Annotated in this window: 20 protein-coding genes; 8 read left to right on the top strand and 12 right to left on the bottom strand. The window is 66.2% G+C overall.

Annotated features, from left to right (window positions below; all coding sequences use genetic code 11):
* The first annotated feature begins 31 nt into the window (after positions 1 to 31).
* Entirely contained in the window at positions 32 to 823 is a 792-nt protein-coding gene (locus Q1A36_RS11340; protein WP_299843733.1) for an alpha/beta hydrolase, read from the top strand.
* A 3-nt stretch (positions 824 to 826) separates the two neighbouring features.
* Here Q1A36_RS11340 and Q1A36_RS11335 read toward each other — a convergent pair whose 3' ends face one another.
* Positions 827 to 1,651 (bottom strand): aldo/keto reductase, encoded by an 825-nt coding sequence (locus tag Q1A36_RS11335; RefSeq protein ID WP_299843731.1) that lies wholly within the window; start codon positions 1,649 to 1,651, stop codon positions 827 to 829.
* Between the two features lie 74 nt (positions 1,652 to 1,725).
* Positions 1,726 to 2,196, bottom strand: coding sequence for a YbaK/EbsC family protein (locus tag Q1A36_RS11330; RefSeq protein ID WP_299843728.1), 471 nt, complete (start codon positions 2,194 to 2,196; stop codon positions 1,726 to 1,728).
* A gap of 120 nt (positions 2,197 to 2,316) precedes the next feature.
* Between Q1A36_RS11330 and Q1A36_RS11325 the strand changes: the two genes are divergently transcribed.
* Complete coding sequence (locus Q1A36_RS11325; protein WP_299843725.1) at positions 2,317 to 2,649, top strand: hypothetical protein; 333 nt, start codon at positions 2,317 to 2,319, stop codon at positions 2,647 to 2,649.
* 102 nt (positions 2,650 to 2,751) lie between these two features.
* Complete coding sequence (locus Q1A36_RS11320; RefSeq protein WP_299843722.1) at positions 2,752 to 4,017, top strand: lytic murein transglycosylase; 1,266 nt, start codon at positions 2,752 to 2,754, stop codon at positions 4,015 to 4,017.
* A 69-nt stretch (positions 4,018 to 4,086) separates the two neighbouring features.
* Here Q1A36_RS11320 and Q1A36_RS11315 read toward each other — a convergent pair whose 3' ends face one another.
* A complete protein-coding gene (locus Q1A36_RS11315) occupies positions 4,087 to 4,764 on the bottom strand; it encodes a GntR family transcriptional regulator (protein ID WP_101752626.1) in 678 nt (225 codons plus the stop codon).
* A 126-nt stretch (positions 4,765 to 4,890) separates the two neighbouring features.
* Here Q1A36_RS11315 and Q1A36_RS11310 point away from each other — a divergent pair, with 126 nt between their 5' ends.
* Together Q1A36_RS11310 and Q1A36_RS11305 are read left to right on the top strand one after the other, a co-directional pair.
* Entirely contained in the window at positions 4,891 to 5,589 is a 699-nt protein-coding gene (locus Q1A36_RS11310; RefSeq protein WP_299843718.1) for an aspartate/glutamate racemase family protein, read from the top strand.
* Positions 5,590 to 5,625: 36 nt separating this feature from the next.
* Positions 5,626 to 6,999 (top strand): NCS1 family transporter, encoded by a 1,374-nt coding sequence (locus Q1A36_RS11305; RefSeq protein WP_299843715.1) that lies wholly within the window; start codon positions 5,626 to 5,628, stop codon positions 6,997 to 6,999.
* A 56-nt stretch (positions 7,000 to 7,055) separates the two neighbouring features.
* Here Q1A36_RS11305 and Q1A36_RS11300 read toward each other — a convergent pair whose 3' ends face one another.
* The 8 genes from Q1A36_RS11300 to Q1A36_RS11265 all read right to left on the bottom strand — a co-directional run bounded on the left by Q1A36_RS11300 (position 7,056) and on the right by Q1A36_RS11265 (position 15,044).
* Positions 7,056 to 7,850 (bottom strand): pyrroline-5-carboxylate reductase dimerization domain-containing protein, encoded by a 795-nt coding sequence (locus tag Q1A36_RS11300; RefSeq protein WP_299843712.1) that lies wholly within the window; start codon positions 7,848 to 7,850, stop codon positions 7,056 to 7,058.
* A gap of 31 nt (positions 7,851 to 7,881) precedes the next feature.
* Complete coding sequence (locus Q1A36_RS11295; protein ID WP_299843709.1) at positions 7,882 to 8,394, bottom strand: RNA pyrophosphohydrolase; 513 nt, start codon at positions 8,392 to 8,394, stop codon at positions 7,882 to 7,884.
* Positions 8,391 to 9,818: a S41 family peptidase gene (locus Q1A36_RS11290; protein WP_299843706.1), complete on the bottom strand. Its 1,428-nt coding sequence runs from the start codon at positions 9,816 to 9,818 to the stop codon at positions 8,391 to 8,393. Before Q1A36_RS11290 ends, Q1A36_RS11295 begins: the two co-directional genes overlap by 4 nt.
* A gap of 14 nt (positions 9,819 to 9,832) precedes the next feature.
* A complete protein-coding gene (locus tag Q1A36_RS11285; RefSeq protein ID WP_299843703.1) occupies positions 9,833 to 11,008 on the bottom strand; it encodes a peptidoglycan DD-metalloendopeptidase family protein in 1,176 nt (391 codons plus the stop codon).
* On the bottom strand, positions 11,005 to 12,522 hold the full coding sequence (gene gpmI, locus Q1A36_RS11280) for a 2,3-bisphosphoglycerate-independent phosphoglycerate mutase (RefSeq protein ID WP_299843700.1): 1,518 nt from the start codon (positions 12,520 to 12,522) through the stop codon (positions 11,005 to 11,007). The genes Q1A36_RS11285 and gpmI overlap by 4 nt, the downstream gene beginning before the upstream one ends.
* Positions 12,523 to 12,690: 168 nt before the next feature.
* Complete coding sequence (gene rlmH / locus Q1A36_RS11275) at positions 12,691 to 13,158, bottom strand: 23S rRNA (pseudouridine(1915)-N(3))-methyltransferase RlmH (RefSeq protein WP_299843696.1); 468 nt, start codon at positions 13,156 to 13,158, stop codon at positions 12,691 to 12,693.
* Between the two features lie 27 nt (positions 13,159 to 13,185).
* Entirely contained in the window at positions 13,186 to 13,524 is a 339-nt protein-coding gene (gene rsfS / locus Q1A36_RS11270; RefSeq protein ID WP_299844187.1) for a ribosome silencing factor, read from the bottom strand.
* 164 nt (positions 13,525 to 13,688) lie between these two features.
* Positions 13,689 to 15,044 (bottom strand): mechanosensitive ion channel domain-containing protein, encoded by a 1,356-nt coding sequence (locus Q1A36_RS11265; protein WP_366141565.1) that lies wholly within the window; start codon positions 15,042 to 15,044, stop codon positions 13,689 to 13,691.
* 281 nt (positions 15,045 to 15,325) lie between these two features.
* Here Q1A36_RS11265 and leuC point away from each other — a divergent pair, with 281 nt between their 5' ends.
* Positions 15,326 to 16,777 carry a 3-isopropylmalate dehydratase large subunit gene (gene leuC / locus Q1A36_RS11260; protein ID WP_299843693.1) on the top strand — a complete coding sequence of 484 codons (1,452 nt, stop codon included), beginning with the start codon at positions 15,326 to 15,328 and terminating at the stop codon, positions 16,775 to 16,777.
* A gap of 66 nt (positions 16,778 to 16,843) precedes the next feature.
* On the opposite strand, the gene Q1A36_RS11255 is transcribed toward leuC, so the two are convergent.
* Positions 16,844 to 17,611, bottom strand: coding sequence for a hypothetical protein (locus Q1A36_RS11255; RefSeq protein ID WP_299843690.1), 768 nt, complete (start codon positions 17,609 to 17,611; stop codon positions 16,844 to 16,846).
* A 59-nt stretch (positions 17,612 to 17,670) separates the two neighbouring features.
* On the opposite strand from Q1A36_RS11255, the gene leuD reads away from it, so the two are divergent.
* Entirely contained in the window at positions 17,671 to 18,276 is a 606-nt protein-coding gene (leuD, locus tag Q1A36_RS11250; RefSeq protein ID WP_299843687.1) for a 3-isopropylmalate dehydratase small subunit, read from the top strand.
* Positions 18,267 to 19,316, top strand: a complete 1,050-nt coding sequence (locus Q1A36_RS11245) for an endonuclease/exonuclease/phosphatase family protein (RefSeq protein WP_299843684.1) — start codon at positions 18,267 to 18,269, stop codon at positions 19,314 to 19,316. The genes leuD and Q1A36_RS11245 overlap by 10 nt, the downstream gene beginning before the upstream one ends.
* Positions 19,317 to 19,345: the final 29 nt, after the last annotated feature.

The raw sequence follows: 19,345 nt of genomic DNA, 5'->3' as shown, positions 1-19,345 counted from the left end.
CCGGGTCTGCTGGGTGAAAGGGGAAGAAATCATGCTGTATCAGGTCACTGACTGGGACGACGCCTATGCCAATACCATCCATATCCCGCAGGGCGAAACCTATCCCGACCGCTTCGCGGCGGCGGCGGCGGCCTTTCGCGATAGCGCGCGGATCGAGCCGTTGGGTATGGGCCAGATTTTCCTGCCCGAAGGCGAGCCTCAGGGCCTCGCCGTTTTCATCCATGGCGGCTACTGGCTGCATTCCAACCCAAGCTTCTGGTCGCACCTGGCCGCCGGTCCGCTGGCCCGGGGCTGGGCCGTCGCCCTGCCCGGCTATCCGCTGACGCCCACTGTCCGCATTGCCGAGATCACTGCCCATGTCGCCCGCGCAGTGACCGAGGCCGCCGCCTGCATTCCCGGCCCCATCGCGCTCACCGGCCATTCGGCGGGCGGGCATCTGGCGGCGCGGATGATCTGCGACGATGGCACCCTTCCCGACGAGATCGCGGCGCGGGTAGTGCGCTGTGTGCCGATCTCGGGCCTTTTCGATCTGCGCCCGCTGATGCGCACGGCGATGAACGCGACGCTGCATCTGGATCTGGCCGAGGCGATGGCGGAAGGCCCCGCGCTGCTGACCCCGCGCCCCGGCATTCCGCTTACCGCATGGGTCGGCGGGGCCGAGCGGCCCGAATTCCTGCGCCAGTCGCGGCTGATTGCCGATATCTGGGCCGGGCTCGGCACGGCGACCGAGTTCGTCATCGATCCCGGACGTCACCATTTCGACGTGATCGAGGGCTTGAGCGATCCCGAAAGCCCGCTGACCCACGCGCTGCTCGGGCGTTGAGGCTCAGCGCATATCGAAAGTATCGGGATCAGGGCCAGTGCGATGGCCACGGTCCAGCCCGTCGAGAACCGCCATGTCCGCGCCGGACAGTTCGACATCCAGCGCATGGAAGTTTTCGGCCAGCCGCTCGGCGCTGACCGACTTCGGGATCACCGACAAATCGTTTTGCAGATGCCAGCGCAGCACCACCTGCGCCGGGGTGCAGCCGTGCTGCTCGGCAATAGTGCGCAATTCGGGCAGGTCCAGATCGCCGCGCCCCAAGGGCGACCAGCTTTGCGTAACGATGCCGAGGGACCGGTCGGTCTGGCGCAGCTCGGTCTGCGTCAGGGTCGGATGCAGTTCGATCTGGTTCACCGCCGGGGTGACGCCGGTTTCATCGATCAGCCGGCGCAGATGCGCTTCGTGAAAGTTCGCCACGCCGATCGAGCGAACCCGGCCCTCCTCCTTCAGCCGGATCAGCGCCCGCCAGCTGTCGACATAAAGATCCGCCGCCGGCACCGGCCAGTGGATCAGGTAGAGATCCATATAGTCCAGCCCCAGCCGGTCAAGGCTCGCCTCGCAGGCCCGCAGCGCCGCGTCATGGCCGTGATCGCTGTTCCACAGTTTCGAGGTGACGAACAGCTGATCGCGCAGCACCCCGGTCTGGCGCAGCCCCTCGCCCAGCCCGGTCTCGTTCTTGTAGGCGGCGGCGCCATCGAACAGGCGATAGCCGATGGCAAGGGCATCGCGGACCACGCGGGCGGTATCGGCCTCGGGCACCTGCCAGACGCCAACGCCAAGCTGCGGCATGAAATTGCCGTCGTTCAGGGTCATTCTGGGCTGAATCATCGGATTCTCCACAGTGAGCGGGTTCAGGTTAGCACAGGATCATCACCGCTTGTCACCTGCCATGGCGGGAATGCTTAACCGGTGAAATCGGCGACCTCTGCGCCGGTGATCGACAGCAGCGTCTCGGGGTCGATGGCAAAGATATGGCGCGGCGTACCCGCCGCCGCCCAGACCGTGGCAAAGTCGGAAAGGCGCGGGTCGAAATAGGCGGTTACTGGATTGAGATGCCCCACCGGCGCAACGCCGCCAATGGCAAAGCCGGTCTCGGCACGAATCAGGTCCGCATCGGCCTTGCCAAGCGGCTGGCCAGCGACCGCCGTGGCCTTGGCCGGATCGACGCGGTTTCCGCCGGCGGTCAGGAACAGGACGACATGGCCGGTGTCCTCGCCGCGAAAGATGATCGACTTGGCGATCTGGTCGACCGCGCATCCCGCCGCCCGCGCCGCCTCTTCAGCGGTGCGCGTGCTTTCGGTCATCTCCAGCACCTCGACCGGCGCCCCCGCCGCCTCCAGTGCCGCCTTGACCCGTGCCAGGCTCTTGCTCATGCCCCGCTCTCCTTCTGTCTGCGGCCGAGGCTAGCGATCCCGGCGGGGGACGAAAACCCCTTGCAAAGCGGGTCGCGGCATGGTGAGGCAAGGATAATCTGCCGCCGGAAAGGACATGCGATGAAGGTTTACACCCTGCTGGTCGAGGTCGGCCGCAAGACGGGCGACGGGCTGCCCGATGGCGCGACCGGGGCGGCGCTGGTCTGTTATGCCTCGGGCAAGGATCAGGCCGAAGCGGTGCGCGAGACGGTGGCGATCCTGAAACAGGCCGATCTCGCGCCGCTCGAAGTGACCGGCTATGGCTCGATCGAGGATCGGCTGGCCGAGGGGCACGAGATTCCCGACGAGGAACGCGCGCTGATGGATCGGGCGCTGGCCGAAAACTCGGTCATCATCGCCCAGATGGATCCGTTTTTCGAAGGCTGTTCCGGTGCCGAGGACGGCGAGGGCTGAGCGCGCCGCCTCGCGCTGTCCTCGCGCCCTATTCAACCCGAATCACATTCGCTAGACTGCCGGTCAACGAACAATCACAGCAGTAACCGACAGGCAGATTTCATGGCACGTTTGACGATCCGCACGCTTTTGGCGACCACCCTTGTCTTCACCCTCGCGGCCTGCGGTGGCGTGCCGATGAGCCGCAGCCCCGGCAGCGCCGGCGCGCAAGTGACCATCCCGCAGCGCCCCGCCGGCTCGCCGGCCAGCGAGGCCGGGTTGCAGCAATGGGTGCAGGCCTTCCGTCCTGCCGCCCTGTCCGCCGGGATCACCCCTGCCACCTTCGACCGTTCGATGGCGCTGGCGCGTTACGACAGCAGCATCGTGGCGCTCGATGGCCGACAAAGCGAGTTTTCGCGCCCGATCTGGGCCTATCTGGACGATGCCGCCTCGGGCAGCCGGGTCAGCATCGGGCGCGAGAAGGCGGCGCAGCTGTCGGGCACGCTTGGCGCCATCGAAGGCCGCTATGGCGTCCCGCGCGAGATTGTCTTGGCGGTCTGGGGGATGGAGTCGAATTTCGGCGCCAATCGCGGCTCGACCCGGATCATCCCGGCGCTGGCGACCTTGGCCTATGACGGGCGGCGCGGGCAGTTCTTCGGCAACGAGCTGATTGCGGCCATGCGCATCGTCCAGTCGGGCGACACCACGCCCGAGGGTCTGGTCGGCAGCTGGGCCGGCGCCATGGGCCATACGCAGTTCATGCCCTCGTCCTATCTGGCCCATGCGGTCGATTTCACCGGCGACAGCCGCCGCGATATCTGGTCGAACGATCCGACCGACTCGCTCGCCTCGACCGCGGCCTACCTGCGCCAGGCGGGCTGGCAGCCCGGGATGCCCTGGGGGGTCGAGGTCGTGCTGCCGGCGAATTTCAACTACGCGCTGTCGGGCAAGAACAACCGCCAGTCGGGGGCCAGCTGGTCGAGCATGGGCGTGCGCACCGCCAATGGCACGGCCATGCCGCGTTGGGCGGGCTCGATCCTCGTGCCGGCAGGCGCGCGCGGCCCGGCCTTCCTGATCTCGGACAATTTCCGGGCGATCCTCGATTACAACACCTCGGACAGTTATGCGCTTGGCGTCAGCATCTTGGGCGACCGCATCGCCGGGCGCGCGGGCGTACAGGGCAGCTGGCCGCGCGGCGACCGGCCGCTGTCGAACAGCGAAAAGGCCGAGATCCAGCGCCTGCTGACCCAGCGCGGTTTCTATCGTGACGAGGTGGACGGCAAGCTGGGCGCCAAATCGACCGAGGCGATCCGCGCCTTCCAGCAATCCATCGGCGCGACGCCGGATGGCTATGCCGATGCGCGGCTGCTGGGACAGTTGCGCGGGTAAGACCTTAAGCGCGGCAGCGGGCACCCATCGGTGACCGCTGCCCGTCTCACCTTCAAGCCGTCCTAAGGCTCACTCTCCCGGCCGCTGCAGCATCGCCGACAACGCCCCGGTGACGGGCGGCACATCGCCAAAGCGCACCCCGGCCTCGATCTGGCGCAGGTGCTGGTCCAGCAGGCGCAGGGCCAGTGCCTCGTCACGCGCGGCGATGGCATCAACGATGCGGCTGTGGTCGTCCTCGGCGCACAGCACCCCCTGCCGGGCGGCGTAGAGGCCGATGATCAGCGAACTGCGCATCACCAGTTCTTCCAGATAGCGGCTCAGCACCGGGTTGCGACCCACCCGTGCCAGCAGCAGGTGGAACTGCCGCGACAGGCGCACGGCCGAAGGGCGGTTGTCGCCATGTGCTGCCGCCTCGGCGGCCAGATGGGCGCGCAGGTCGGCCAGATCCGCCTCATCCGCCTGTCGCACGGCATTCCGGCAGATCGTCGCCTCGATGGCGCGGCGTGCCTGGAAAACGTTGCGGGCGTCATCGGGCGTGGGCGTGGCGACGAAGGCGCCTCGGTTCGGCAGGTGATCGACCACCTGGTAGGCGGTCAGCTGCGCCAGCGCCCGGCGCACCAGCGCGCGATTGGCCCCGAACAGATCGCTCAGCGCCTGCTCGCCCAGCTTGGTGCCGGCCCGCAACCGCTGATCCGCGATCGCGTCCAGCACGCTGTCCACAATGACGAGGTCGATCGGCTTGTCCATATGCCGATAAATGGCATCTGGCCCCCGTCTCAGCAACAATCTTTCGCACAAATGCCCCGGCAAAAATAGTTCTTAAAATTGTTAACAATTTATGTTACAAAAAATGCGACTCAGCTGGAGGCCCTTATGAAGCTCGTCGTGATCAACCCGAATTCCACGCAATCCATGACCGACAAGATCCTGGAATCCGCCCGCGCCGCCGCCGCTGACGGTGTTGTCGTCGAGGGCCGCACCGCCCATGGCGCGCCGGCCAGCATCGAGGGCCATTTTGACGAGGTAATGGCCGCCGCCCACCTGCTGCGCGAGGTTCAGCAGGCCGAGGCCGAGGCTGCCGATGCCATCGTGGTCGCCTGTTTCGACGATCCGGCCATCGGCGCCTGCCGCGAGATCGCCACCGGTCCGGTCATCGGCATCTGCGAGGCCGGCATCAAGGCCGCCAGCATGATCGCCACCTCCTTCAGCATCGTGACCACCCTGCCCCGCTCGGTCCCGGTGATCGAGGAGCTGGTGCGCCGCTATGGCCTCGATCACCAATGCCGCAAGGTCCGCTCGGCCGCCATCCCGGTGCTGGCGCTGGAAGAGCCCGGCTCGAACGCCCGGCAGTTGGTGCGCGACGAGATCCTGCGCGCCATCGAAGATGACAATTGCGAGGCCGTGGTGCTGGGCTGCGCCGGCATGTCGGACCTGACCGAATGGCTGAGCGAGGAAACCGGCATCCCGGTGATCGACGGCGTGACCGTGGCCACCAAATTCGCCGAGGCGCTGGTCGGCGCCGGCCTGAAGACCAGCAAGATCGGTGCCTACGCCAAGCCGAACAGCAAGTAATTCCGCCACTCACGGATCACTTTGGGAGGAGAGATCATGACCCAAACCGCCACAACCGCCGCCCCGCCTAGCGGCGTCACCGCCACCACCGCAACCAGCCATGACAAGGCCATCGGCGAGGAATCGCTGGCCCCGCAGCAGACCCGGATCATGGACCCCTGGTCCTATCTCTTCGCCTGGCTCGGCGGCTGCGTGTCCATCGGCACCTTCACCGTCGGCTCGGGCCTCGTCGGCACGCTGAACCTGCTGCAGACCTTCGTTGCCATCGCCATCGGCTGCACCGTCATCGGACTGGCCCTGATGATCAACGGCCGCGCCGGGCATATCTATGGCATCCCCTTCATGGTCCAGGCACGGTCCTCGTTCGGCTTTGCCGGAACCCGCCTGCCGGCGCTGGTGCGTTCGGTCCCGGCCATCGTCTGGTACGGCTTTCAAAGCTGGATCGGCGCGGGCGCGCTGAACCTGGTGGCCGAGACGCTGTTCGGCTACTCCAACATCTGGCTGTTCTTCATCGGATTCCAGTTCCTGCAGATCGGCCTCTCGGTCCTCGGCTTCCACGGCATCAAGTGGCTCGAGAACATTGGCTCGGTCTTCATCATCGGCGCGCTGGTCTACATGTTCATCAGCGTGATCAACAAGTACGGCGCCGAGATCAGCGCCAACCTGATCAATGTCGAAGGCACCTGGGGCGCGCCCTTCTGGGGAGCCACCATGCTGTTCCTCGGCGTCTATTCGACCATGATGCTGAACGTGTCGGACTATTCCCGCGAGTTGCAGAAGCGCGTCGGCCCGCTGCGGCAGGTGGCAATCTATGCCAACTCGATCCTGCCGGCGACGCTGTTCATGGGGCTGATCGGTCTGATGGTCTCCGGCGCCACCGGCGAGGTCGATCCGATCAAGGTCTTTTCCAGCGCCGTCGACAACAAGTTCCTGCTGATCATCACCCTGCTGTTCATCGTCTTCGCGCAGGTCACGACCAACATCCTGAACAACGTCGTCCCGCCCGCCTATGCGTTGATGGATATCTTCAAGCTGAAGTTCAAGACCTCGGCGGTGCTGGTCGGCGTTCTGGCCTTCGCCACCTTCCCCTGGATGCTGGTCCGTGACGAAAGCGCCGCCGGTCTGAACCTGTTCATCCAGACCTACAGTGCCTTCCTGGGCCCGATCTTCGCCATTCTGGTCGTCGATTTCTACGCCATCCGCCGCCAGAAGCTGGATCTGGACAAGCTTTACGACGAAACCGGGCCCTATGCCGGCATCAACCCGGCTGCCGTGATCGCCACGGTGATCGGCGTGATCTCGGCGCTGACCTTCTCGGGCATCAGCTGGTATGCGAGCCTGATCCCGGCCGGTCTCAGCTATTACCTGCTGATGAAATACCTGCCCGCCGCCCGCCGCTTCGCGAGCTGAGACAGGCGACCTGGCACGATGAGGGGGGCGGTCCGAAAGGGCCGCCCTCAGTCGTTTCAGCTGCCGATGCTGCGGGTCTTGGCGATGGCGGCGTCCAGTCCGGCAACAACCCCGGCGGCGATGCCCGAGTTGCGCATCACCCGCAGACCCGCCGCCGTGGTGCCGTCATAGTCGACCATGGCCTGAACATGATCGCCCGGACGATCTGCGCCCGTGGCCATCATCTGCCCGGCGGCAAGGAAAAGCTGTCTCGTGGCGCGGTCGGCCACGTCCGGTGCCACGCCCTGCCCCATCGCGTAATCGGCCATGCATTCGGCGAAATAGGCGACGAAGCCCGGCACCGGCCCGGTCATCGCGGTGAAGATCTCGACCTGCGCCTCGGTCTCAACCCGGTCGGTCAACCCGCAGGGTGAGAAAAGCGCCCTGACCCGGGCCTGATCCGCCTCCGTCACCTCGGGCGTGGCGAACCATGGGGAATAGGCGAGGCCCAGTTCGGCCGCCGGGCTGCTCATCGCCCGGACCACCCGGCTTGCCCCTGTCAGCTCGACAAGGCGCGCGGCCGAGACCCCGGCCATGACCGAAACGACCAGCCGGTCGGGCGCGTGGATGCCCAGATCCCCCGCCAGCGCCGGCGGCACCGACAGCAGCACCAGATCGCAGGCGTCGGCCAGCGCCTGAGTGTCAGCGGTTACGGTCACGCCGGGATGATCCTCGAACCCCGCGCGGCTGCCGCTGCGATTGGCGATCCAGAGGCGCGCCTCGGGCCAGCCGCTTCGCAGCAGCGCCCGCGCGATGGCCCGGCCCAGCATGCCCGCGCCGCCGATGATCCCGATCGAAAACTCCGCCTGCATCCCGGTCTCCCCTTCGCGCGGCGGGTTGGCGTCAGCCGGCGTTCAGCCGCGCCGCGAACTCGCCCAGAACCTGATCGTAGATTGCCCGCTTGAAGGGCACGATCCCTTCGGCCAGATCAGCCGCCGGCATCCAGCGCCATTCGGCAAACTCCGGCTGCTCGGTCTCGATCTGCACGTCGGCATCGGTGCCGTGAAAGCGCAGCAGGAACCATTTCTGCTTCTGCCCGCAATACTTGCCCTTCCAGACCTTGCCCAGAAGCTCGGGCGGCAGGTCATAAGCCACCCAATCCGAGGTTTCGGCCTCGACCGTCACCAGATCGGCGGCAACCCCGGTCTCCTCGACCAGCTCGCGCAGCGCGGCCTCGCGCGGGGTTTCGCCCTTGTCGATCCCGCCCTGCGGCATCTGCCATGCGGCGGGGCCGTCGGCGGGGCTGTCGATGCGGCGGCCGGCAAAGACCAGCCCCTCGGCATTCACCAGCACCACCCCCGCACCGGCGCGATAAGGCAGACCACCCGGCCCCGGCTGACCTTCAGCCTTGCTCATTCGGTCGCGGCGCCTTCGCCCTCGGTCGTGCCCGAGCCCTCGCCGGTGACGGCAGGGGTGTCGGCCGAGATCACGTCGCTGGCGGTGAAGTTCACCGCCGACAGACCCTTGAGGATATCGACCGCATAGGCCAGCTGGTAATCCTCGTCGCGCAGCTTGGCCGTCGCCTCGACCTCGGCGGCCTCGTCCTCGATCTGCTTGCGTTCCTCGTCGCTGATCGAATCGTTGTTCAGCGCGCCGCGCAGTTCCGCCTCGGAGCGCGAGAAGCTCGACTGGCTCAGCGGCTCGTCGGCGTTTTCCTCGTCCACGGGCTTCGGTGCGGGCTGAGCCACGATGATATCGGGATTGATCCCCAGCGCCTGAATCGAGCGGCCCGACGGCGTGTAATAGCGCGCCGTGGTCAGCCGGATGGCGCTGTCCGAAGTGACCGGCATGACGGTCTGGACAGACCCCTTGCCGAAGGACTTCTCGCCCACGACGATGGCGCGGCGGTGATCCTGCAGTGCCCCGGTGACGATTTCCGAAGCGCTGGCCGAGCCGCCATTGATCAGGACGACCATCGGCTTGCCCTGCGCCAGATCGCCCATTTCGGCATTCCAGCGCTCGCTTTCCTCGGGCTTGCGGCCACGGGTGCTGACGATCTCGCCGGCATCGAGGAAGGCATCCGAAACGCTGATCGCCTGATTGAGCAAGCCGCCCGGGTTGTTGCGCAGGTCCAGCACGAAGCCGGTGACCTTGTCGATGCCGCCGGCTTCCTCGACTGCCTTCGTGAGCTCGGTTTCCAGCGTGTCATAGGTCTCGTCATTGAAGGTCGAGACGCGCAGCACCACCGAATGGCCCTCAATCCGGGTCTTGACCACGGTCAGCTTGATGGTGTCGCGGGTCATGGTCAGGTCGAAGGGCTCGGGCGTGCCTTCGCGCAGGATGGTCACGGTGATCTCGGACCCGACCGGCCCGCGCATCTTGTCGACCGCCTCGTCCAGCGTCAGCCCCATCAGCGATTCGCCATCGACATGGGTGATGAAATCGCCCGGCTGCACGCCCGCCTCGCTGGCCGGGGTATCATCGATCGGCGAGACGACCTTGACGATGCCGTCCTCCTGGCTGACCTCGATGCCGAGGCCGCCAAAGCTGCCCCGCGTCTGGGTCTGCATGTCCTCGTAGTCATTGGCCGAGAGGAAGCTGGAATGCGGGTCAAGCGAAGTCAACATGCCATTGATCGCGGCCTCGATCAGCTTCTTCTCGTCGGGTGCCTCGACATAATCGGCACGCACCCGCTCGAACACGTTGCCGAAGAGTTCAAGCTGCTCGTAGATCGAGGCATTGCTTTCGGCCTCCTGCGCGATCAGCGGACCGGCGATCTGCGTCGTCACCAGGGCGCCCGCGAGCACGCCGCCGATCCCTGCCATCAGATAGTGTTTCATTAGCCTACTCGCCTCTATTCCTGCGGCTCAACGACCGGATTCATCACGAACCATTCCGTCGGATCAACGGTCTCTCCACCCTGTCTCAACTCGACATACAGGGTTTCCGTACGCCCTGCACCCCCGCCGCGCGCGGCGTCAGCCACAAATTGCGTGCCGAATTCCGCCGCACGCGCCTCGGAGCCGCCCATCAGACCAACCGGCTCGCCCGCCGACAGCACGTCGCCGACCTCGCCAAAGACCTGATCGAGACCGGCCAGGATCAGAAGATAACCGCGTGCGGGTTCCACGATCATCACATTGCCGTAATCCAAGAGCGGACCGCGATAGCGGATGGTCGCAGGCCATGGCGTCGAAACCAGCGCCGCCGGGGCGGTGGCGATGACGATGCCCGGCCGCTTGACGCCCGCCGCATCGGCCTCGTTGTAATAGCGCACCACCTCGCCGGTCACCGGCAGGGGCAGACTGCCCTGTGCGCCCTCGAAATCCTCCATCGGCGGGCCGACATCATCCTCGAGTTCGGCAATTCCCTTGGCGAATTCGTCGAGACTGGCGGCAGAGGCCTGCAATTGCTGCAATTCTTCCGGGTTCTCGGCAAAGCGCACCGGCATGGTCGAGCGGTCGGTGACGGCGCTGGTCAGCAGCCGCCGCGCCTCCTGCACCGAGGCGAGCCCGTCGCTCAGCATCCCGGCGGCGTTTTCCTGCAGCTCGCGCACGGCGGCGATCTCGTCCAGATCGGTCTGCAGCCGGTCGGCCTCGGCCCGAAGTCCCGGCGTCACCGCCGACAGGATCATCCCCGCCCGCGCGGTTGCCGTGGCGCCGGAAGGATGCAGAAGCAACGTCGCCTCGGGCGCGCGCTCCATCGACATCATCACGCCCAGCACATCCGACAGGCTCTCGCGCTGCGATTCGAAGCGGTCGCGCAATTCCGTCTCGCGCAGGGCCGCCTGCCGCAGCCCCTCGCGCAGGGCTGCCTGCCCCTGCTCATAGCCCCGGATCACCTCGCTTAAGGCCGTCACCTGATCGTCGGCGGTCAGGGCAGAACTCAGCTTGTCCATCGAGGCACGCAACTGCGCCGCAGCCGCCTCGGCCATGGCGCGGGCCTCGCTGGCGGTCTGGGCAGCAGCCATACCGGCGCCGGGCATGGCGAGCGCCAGCGCCAGGATGGCCGAGGGAATCAGACGGATCATGCGCGACCGATCAGGCTTTCGCCGGTCATCTCGGCCGGTTTGTCGAGGCCCATCAGCTCCAGCACGGTCGGCGCCAGATCGGCCAGCCGGCCCTTGCGCAGCGTGGCACCTGCGGGGCCGTTGACCACGATCACCGGCACCGGGTTGATGGTATGGGCGGTATGAGGCCCGCCGCTGACCGGGTCGATCATGGTCTCGCAATTGCCATGGTCGGCGCAGATGACGGCGGAACCGCCCACGGCCTCGAGCGCGGCGAGCATCCGGCCCAGACCCTGATCGACCGCCTCGCAGGCGCGGATCGCGGCGGGCAGGCTGCCGGTATGCCCAACCATGTCGGGATTGGCGAAGTTCACCACGATCAGGTCGTAGCCCGCGCCGATCACCTCGACCAGCTTGTCGGCCACCTCGACCGAGGCCATTTCCGGGGCCAGATCATAGGTCGCGACCTTGGGGCTTGCCGGCATGAAGCGATCTTCGCCCGGTTCGGGTGCTTCCTTGCCGCCGTTCAGGAAGAAGGTGACATGGGGGTATTTCTCGGTTTCGGCCAGCCGGAACTGCTTGAGGCCCTTGCCCGCCACCCATGCGCCAAGCGTGTTGACCACCTGCCGCTTGGGATAGGCGGCGGTCATGAAGGCGTTATGCGCCTCGGAATAATCGACCATGCCCAGCAGCGCCGCCCAATGCGGCCGCTCGCCGGTGTCGAAGGCGTCGAAACCGGTGCCGCCGATGGCCATCAGGATCTCGCGGGCGCGGTCGGCGCGGAAGTTGAGGCAGAAGAAGCCGTCGCCATCCATCGCCCCGTTATAGCCATCGATGACGAAGGGCTGGATGAACTCGTCGGTCTCGCCGCGCTGATAGGCGATGCTGACCGCCTCGTCGGCGGCGGGCGCATCCTCGCCTTTGCCCTGCACGATGGCGGCATAGGCGCGGCTGACCCGCTCCCAACGGTTGTCGCGGTCCATGGCGTAGTAGCGCCCGATGACAGTGCCTATGCGCGCGCCCTCGGGCAGGTTGCCCTGCAATTCGGTGACAAAACCAAGCGCCGATTTCGGCGGCACGTCGCGGCCATCGGTGATGGCATGGATCACCACCGGCACGCCGGCCTCGGCCACGGCCTGCGCGGCCGCCTGCACATGGGCGATATGGCCATGGACCCCGCCATCCGAGACGACGCCCATCAGATGCGCGGTGCCGCCACTGGCCTTCAGTGCCGCGATGAAGCTGCCGAGGGTTTCATTGCCAAAGAAGCTGCGATCCTCGATGGCCAGATCGATCTGGCCCAGATCCATCGCCACCACCCGGCCGGCGCCGATATTGGTGTGGCCGACCTCGGAATTGCCCATCTGGCCGGTGGGCAGGCCGACATCGGGGCCGAAGGTGGTCAGCGTCGCATGGGGGCAGTCGCGCATCAGCCGGTCGAAATTCGGCGTCCGCGCCTGATCGGGGGCGCTTTGCTCGGGCCGGTCGGAAATGCCCCAGCCATCCAGAATGCACAGGACCACAGGTTTCGTCATCGCTGCCTCGCGGGTTTTTGCCTCAATACGCCGCGCCGCGCCCATGGGCAACCGCCGGACCGGGGCGCTGCCCCGGACCCCGGGATATTTTTGCCAAGCTGAAAGCCGGTTCACCTGGTTCAAATATCCCGGGGGAGTCGCCCATGGCGACGGGGGCAGCACCCCCTGCTAGTCGCGGTGATAGGGACCGCCGGCCAGAATGGTGGCGGCGCGGTAAAGCTGTTCGGTCAGCATCACCCGTGCCAGCATATGCGGCCAGACCATGCGGCTGAAGCTGATCTGCCAGTCGGCGCGGGCGCGCAGGGCCGGATCGATGCCATCGGCCCCGCCGATGACGAAGCAGACATCCCGCGCCTGATCGCGCCAGCCGGCAAGCCGCGCCGCGAAATCCGGCGAGGTCGGCTGTTCGCCGCGCTCGTCCAGCGCCACAATGGCGGCACCGTCGGGCAGGACGCGCGACAACAGCTCGGCCTCGGCACCCATGCCGCCGCCGCGCTTGTCCTCGATCTCAACGATCTGTGCCGGCGGCAGCCCGAGGCCTCGGCCGGTCTTGGCGAAGCGGTCCAGATAATCGGCGATCATCGCCGATTCCGGCCCCTTCCGCAGCCGCCCGACGGCGGCAATCGTAATCTTCATCAGCCCGTCCTGTGCTGGCGGGCGGGCTTAATGTCCGGCAAGCTGCGGCTCATGGCGCAGGCGCGTCAGTGCATCTGCGGGCATCCACATCTTTTCCAACTGGTAGAACTCGCGCACCTCGGGACGGAAGACATGGATGACGACATCATCCGTATCGACCAGCACCCAGTCGCCGGCATCCTTGCCCTCGATCCGGGCAGAACGGCCGGTGGCCTGCTTGTAGCGTTCGGCGAGCTTTTCGGCGATGGTCGTGACTTGCCGGGCGTTGCGGCCCGAGGCGATCACCATGTAATCGGCCATGGCCGAGCGGCCACGCAGGTCGATCTGAACGACATCCTCGGCCTTGTCATCATCAAGCGAGGACAGGACGCGGGCCAGAACCTCATCGCTCGTCAGGTCTGGAACCGCGGCGGTCGCGGCCGGCTGATCTGCCGGCGTGACGTGTTGGGACAGGGTTTAATCCTCCGGTCAACGCGCCGATCGCCCCCGGCGCAGGGGATGCCTTAAAGATAGCATCTTTTCCCCCCATCTCAATCGCCGCTCACGAATTCGGGACGGGGTGGTGCGGATTTGCCTTCGCGGACGACGATCTGCTCGTTCAACAGCCGCACCTCGCGCTGGGGGAACGGGATCGAAATTCCGTGCTTCTTGAACGCATCCCAGAGCGCCAGGAACACCTGTCCGCGCACATTGGTCAGCCCGCCCTCGGCATCGGTGATCCAGAAGCGCAGCACGTAGTCGACAGAACTGTCGCCGAAGCCGGTGATCCAGCAGACCGGGGTACGCTGCGCCATCACCCGCTTCACCGTCATGGCGGCATTGATGGCGATTCTGCTGACCTCGTGGGGATCGTCGTCATAAGAAGTGCCGAATTTCAGATCGAGCCGGACGAAATTGTTGGTATGGGACCAGTTGACCACCTGCCCCGTCACCAGATCCTCGTTCGGGATCAGGTATTCCTTGCCGTCGCGCGTCACCACGCTGACATAGCGCGCGCCCAGCTCCTCGATCCAGCCGAAGGTATCGCCGATCGAGATGACGTCGCCCGGCTTGATCGACTTGTCGAGCAGGATGATGACCCCCGAAACGAGGTTCGACACCACCTTCTGCAAGCCGAAGCCAAGGCCGATGCCGACCGCGCCGGAGAATACCGCAAGCCCGGTCAGGTCCAACCCCACCGCTTTCAGGCCGACGACGATGGCCACGGTGAAGAGCACGACCTGCAGCAGTTTCGCCGTCAGCACCCGCATCGAGGGCGAAATATCCTCGTTCGTCGCCAGCCGCCCGGTGACGAAGCGCGACAGAAGCCGCGCGCCCGCGATCAGCAGCCCACTGACCGCCGCCGCCTTGACCACCGTCAACAGCGAGATGCGGATATCGCCGAAGGTCAGCGCGATGCTGTCCAGAAATTGCGCGACGGGCTGGGTGAAGCCGATGAAATAGAGCGTCACCCAGATCCAGGCGCCCCAGGTCACGATGCGGCGCAGGAAGCGGTTGGCGATGACCCGGACCATCAGCCCGATGAAGAACCAGGCGGTCGTCACGACCGCAGCCAGCGCGATCAGCTGGCTGCGCGAGGGCCAGGTCACCTCGCGCATGACAAGAACCGTAACCCAGGCGAAAAGCGCGAAGAACAGCAGCCACAGCCGCCGGTCGATCACCAGCCCCAGCCGCAGCCGCCCCTTGGGCCAACCCTCGCGCGAGCGCAGCCAGGCGGTGAAATGGGGCGAGACGATCCGCGCGGCCAGCCAGGCGACGGCGGCCAGCCCGACGATCCCGGCGATCTGGTAGAGCCGCCAGGGCAGCAGCATGGTCTGCATGAACAGCCGCAGATGGGCCCAAAGGCCCTCGGCGGCATCGACCATGTCCGGGGTCAGTTGCTCCATCTTCTGCGCGTCATCTGCGTCCCTCCCTTCCGCCAGTAAATACCGGGGCGAGGGCCTGCGGCAAGCCTGTGCGATCTGTCCGACGGAATGCTTGCCCCAGCGGCAGAACCACCCTAGATTGCCGTGCATGAGCGGCTTTATCTATTTCGACATCCATGACCGCGCCCGCCTGCCGGGCCGTTTCTATGGCGAGATCCTGGGCGTAACGGCGCGGGTCTGAGGGCTTTTGCCCGCCCTTCCCCGATTCACAGCCCATTCGAAAACCCATTCGAGAGACAGCCATGACCGATTCTGCCTCCAATGCCGCCGCCGGCAAACCCCGCACCCTCTATGACAAGATCTGGGACGCCCACTTGGTCGACCAGTCCGAGGACGGCAGCAGCCTGATCTATATCGACCGCCATCTGGTCCATGAGGTGACGAGCCCGCAGGCCTTCGAGGGGCTGCGCATGTCGGGCCGCAAGGTCCATGCGCCCGAGCGGACCATCGCCGTGCCGGATCACAACGTGCCGACGACCGATGACCGCTTCACCCATATCGACAACGAGGAATCCCGCATCCAGGTCGAGGCGCTGGACAAGAACGCCCGCGAGTTCGGCGTGACCTATTACCCGGTCGACGACATTCGCCAGGGCATCGTCCATATCATCGGCCCGGAACAGGGCTGGACCCTGCCCGGCATGACCGTGGTCTGCGGCGACAGCCACACCTCGACCCATGGCGCTTTCGGCGCGCTGGCGCATGGCATCGGCACCTCGGAGGTCGAGCATGTGCTGGCCACGCAGACGCTGATCCAGTCGAAATCGAAAAACATGAAGGTCGAGATCACCGGCCAGCTGATGCCCGGCGTGACCGCAAAGGACATCACCCTGTCGATCATCGGCAAGACCGGCACCGCCGGCGGCACCGGCTATGTGATCGAATATACCGGCGAGGCGATCCGCGGCCTGTCGATGGAAGGCCGCATGACCGTCTGCAACATGGCCATCGAGGGCGGCGCCCGTGCCGGGCTGATCGCCCCGGACGAGACCACCTTTGCCTATGTGAAGGGCCGCCCCCATGCGCCCAAGGGCGCCGCGTGGGAAGCCGCGCTGGCCTGGTGGAGGACGCTGAAATCGGACGAGGGCGCGCATTACGACAAGGTCGTCACCATCCGCGGCGAGGATATCGCCCCGGTCGTCACCTGGGGCACCTCGCCCGAGGATGTGCTGCCGATCACCGGCAATGTGCCCGCGCCCGAGGATTTCACCGGCGGCAAGGTCGAGGCGGCGAAGCGCAGCCTCGACTATATGGGCCTGACCGCGGGGATGCCGCTCGACGAGATCAAGATCGACGCGGTCTTCATCGGCTCCTGCACCAATGGCCGGATCGAGGATCTGCGCGCCGCCGCCGAGATCCTCAAGGGCCGCAAGCTGGCCGACGGCGTGCGCGGCATGGTCGTGCCGGGCTCGGGTCTGGTGCGCTTGCAGGCCGAGGAAGAGGGGCTGGATGCCATCTTCAAGGAGGCCGGTTTCGAATGGCGTCAGGCCGGCTGCTCGATGTGCCTGGGCATGAACCCCGACCAACTGGCGCCGGGCGAGCGTTGCGCCGCCACCTCGAACCGCAATTTCGAAGGGCGTCAGGGCTACAAGGGACGCACCCACCTGATGTCGCCCGCCATGGCGGCGGCAGCGGGCGTGACCGGGCATCTGACCGATGTGCGCACGCTGACCGGCGAGACGCAGCCGGCCTGACGGGGTCAGGCCATGGCAATCGCAGCCGGTTTCGGCAACCCGAAGGCCCGGGCTTTCGCGCCGGACCTAGTGCCCGCGCGGCTTCAACGGCCTGAACGGGCGCGGCGCTTCGGCAGCCTCGTCGTCCCGACCGCCCTCCAGCGGTCTGGCGGCGCGGCGCGGCGCGGCCATGCCAGTTGCCGGGTTGTTCATGGCCGCTTCGGCTTGAAGGCGTTCGTCCTCGACCGCCCGCTCTGCCGCGCGCCGGGCGGCGCGCAGCCTGAGCAAACGGGTGGCATTCAGCGCGATCAGCACCAGCCCGGCATTCTCGAGCAGGAAGTTCACGCTGACGCCCAGAATGCTGCGGCGGCCGATCGCGTCCACAGCGTTAAGGCTGCTGGCGCGGATCAGGACATAGCCGCAAACAAGTGCCAGTCCGGCCAGCGCCAGCAAATGCGTCTGCAGATGGCCGCGCATCATCTGCCTGCTACGTTTGAAGACCAGCACCACCGCCGCGACGGCAAGGATGATGAACAGCAACTGCGCATAGCGGCGATAGTCATGCCACCCCTGCGCCATCGAGATGCAGCGACCGGTCTGGTTCAGGGCGGTCTGCAGGTCCAGCTGCTTGTTCACGGCCAGAAACAGCATCACGATTGCCATGGCGCCCCAGAACCGGCGCAAGGCCCGCTGATCCATGCCGCGCCAAACCGCCAAGGCCAGCGCGGCACAGGCCAGGTAGGCCAGCACCGTGATCCAGGCCAGCACACCCCGGTCGCCGAAAGCCGGCGTCCATTCCCCGCCAAGGCAGCCGATCATCACACCCACGTCATCCTCACCGTCTGCAACCCACATTCTCGCGCCGCGGCACCCCTGCCGCAGCACCAGTCCTAACCTAATCCAGAAGGTCAGCCATGGAAAAATTTACCACCCTCACCGGAATCGCCGCGCCCATGCCGCTCGTCAATATCGACACGGACATGATCATCCCCAAGCAGTTCCTGAAAACCATCAAACGCTCGGGCCTCGGCAAGAACCTGTTCGACGAGATGCGCTATGATCAGGACGGCAAGGAAATCGCCGATTTCGTGCTGAACCAGCCGGCCTATCGCAACGCCCAGATCATCGTCGCCGGCGACAATTTCGGCTGCGGCTCGTCGCGCGAGCACGCCCCTTGGGCGCTGTTGGATTTCGGCATCCGGGCGGTCATCTCGACCAGCTTTGCCGATATCTTCTACAATAACTGCTTCAAGAACGGCATCCTGCCGCTGGTTCTGCCGCAAGAGGCGGTGGACATTCTCATGGACGACGCCCGCAAGGGCGCCAATGCCCGGATGACCATCGATCTCGAGGCGCAGACGGTGATCAGCTCTGACGGACAGGTCTTTGCCTTTGAGATCGATCCCTCGCGCAAGCACACGCTGCTGAACGGGCTGGATGATATCGGCCTGACGATGGAGAAGGCACCGGCGATCGACCGCTTCGAGACGCAGATGGCACAGGCGCGCCCTTGGGTCTGAGGGCGGGTCTGTGGTCGGTTCTCATCGCTCTGGCGCTGGCCGGTCCGACCAGTGCCGAAACGCTTCGCATCGCCACCTTTTCGCCTGACCTGACCCGCAAGGGACCGGGACTGCTGCTGCGGGACATTCGCGCCCGCGATCCGCAGGTTCTGGCCGCTGCCGCCACCATTGCCGTGGCGCGGCCCGATGCGATCTTGCTGACCGGGATTGACTGGGACAATGACGGCCTTGCGCTGGCGGGCTTCGCCGCGCTGGTCGCCGAGGCCGGTCTGGATCTGCCCCACCGCTTTGCCGCCCGGCCGAACAGCGGTATGGCGACGGGTCTGGACCTCGATGGCGACGGCCAGACCGGCACCGCCGATGACGCGCAGGGTTTTGGCTTCTTCACCGGCGAGGCGGGCATGGCGATCCTCTCGCGCCTTCCCCTGGGCGACGTCATCGATCACAGCGCGGTTCTTTGGCGCGATCAGCCGGGGAACCTGTTGCCGCCGGACACCGCTCCAGAGATTGCCGGGGTCCAGCGCCTCTCCTCGACCGCGCATTGGGATGTGCCGCTGATGGTCGGGGAAAATCCGCTGCACCTTCTCGCATGGTCAGCAACCCCGCCGGTCTTTGACGGCCCCGAGGATCGCAACGGGCGGCGCAACCATGACGAGGCGGTTTTCTGGCTGAGCCACCTGCCCGATGCCCCCTTCCTCCTCATGGGCAATCTGAACATCGACCCCGTCGATGGCGATGGCCGGCGCGAGGCATTTGACGCGCTCATGAGCGTGGCGCAGGACCCGGAACCACGCGGCGAATGGCAACCGGCGCAGGACGGCGCGAATGCCGTTCAGAAGGGCGATCCGGCGCTGGATACCGCCGACTGGCCCGAGGCAGACGGGCCTGGCAATATGCGCGTGGATTATGTCCTGCCGGCGAAAGCCCTGCGAGTCACCGATGCCGCCGTCCTGTGGCCCAATCCGGCCAGCGAGACGGGAAAAATCGTTGCCGCCGCATCGCGCCACCGGCTGGTCTGGGTTGAGATCGACTTTCCCTGATTGCCCCGACCGCTTGGCAGATTCGTGCG

The organism is uncultured Paracoccus sp., assembly GCF_947487305.1.
GTDB lineage: Bacteria > Pseudomonadota > Alphaproteobacteria > Rhodobacterales > Rhodobacteraceae > Paracoccus.
This window is presented reverse-complemented; position numbering and strand designations above follow the sequence as displayed.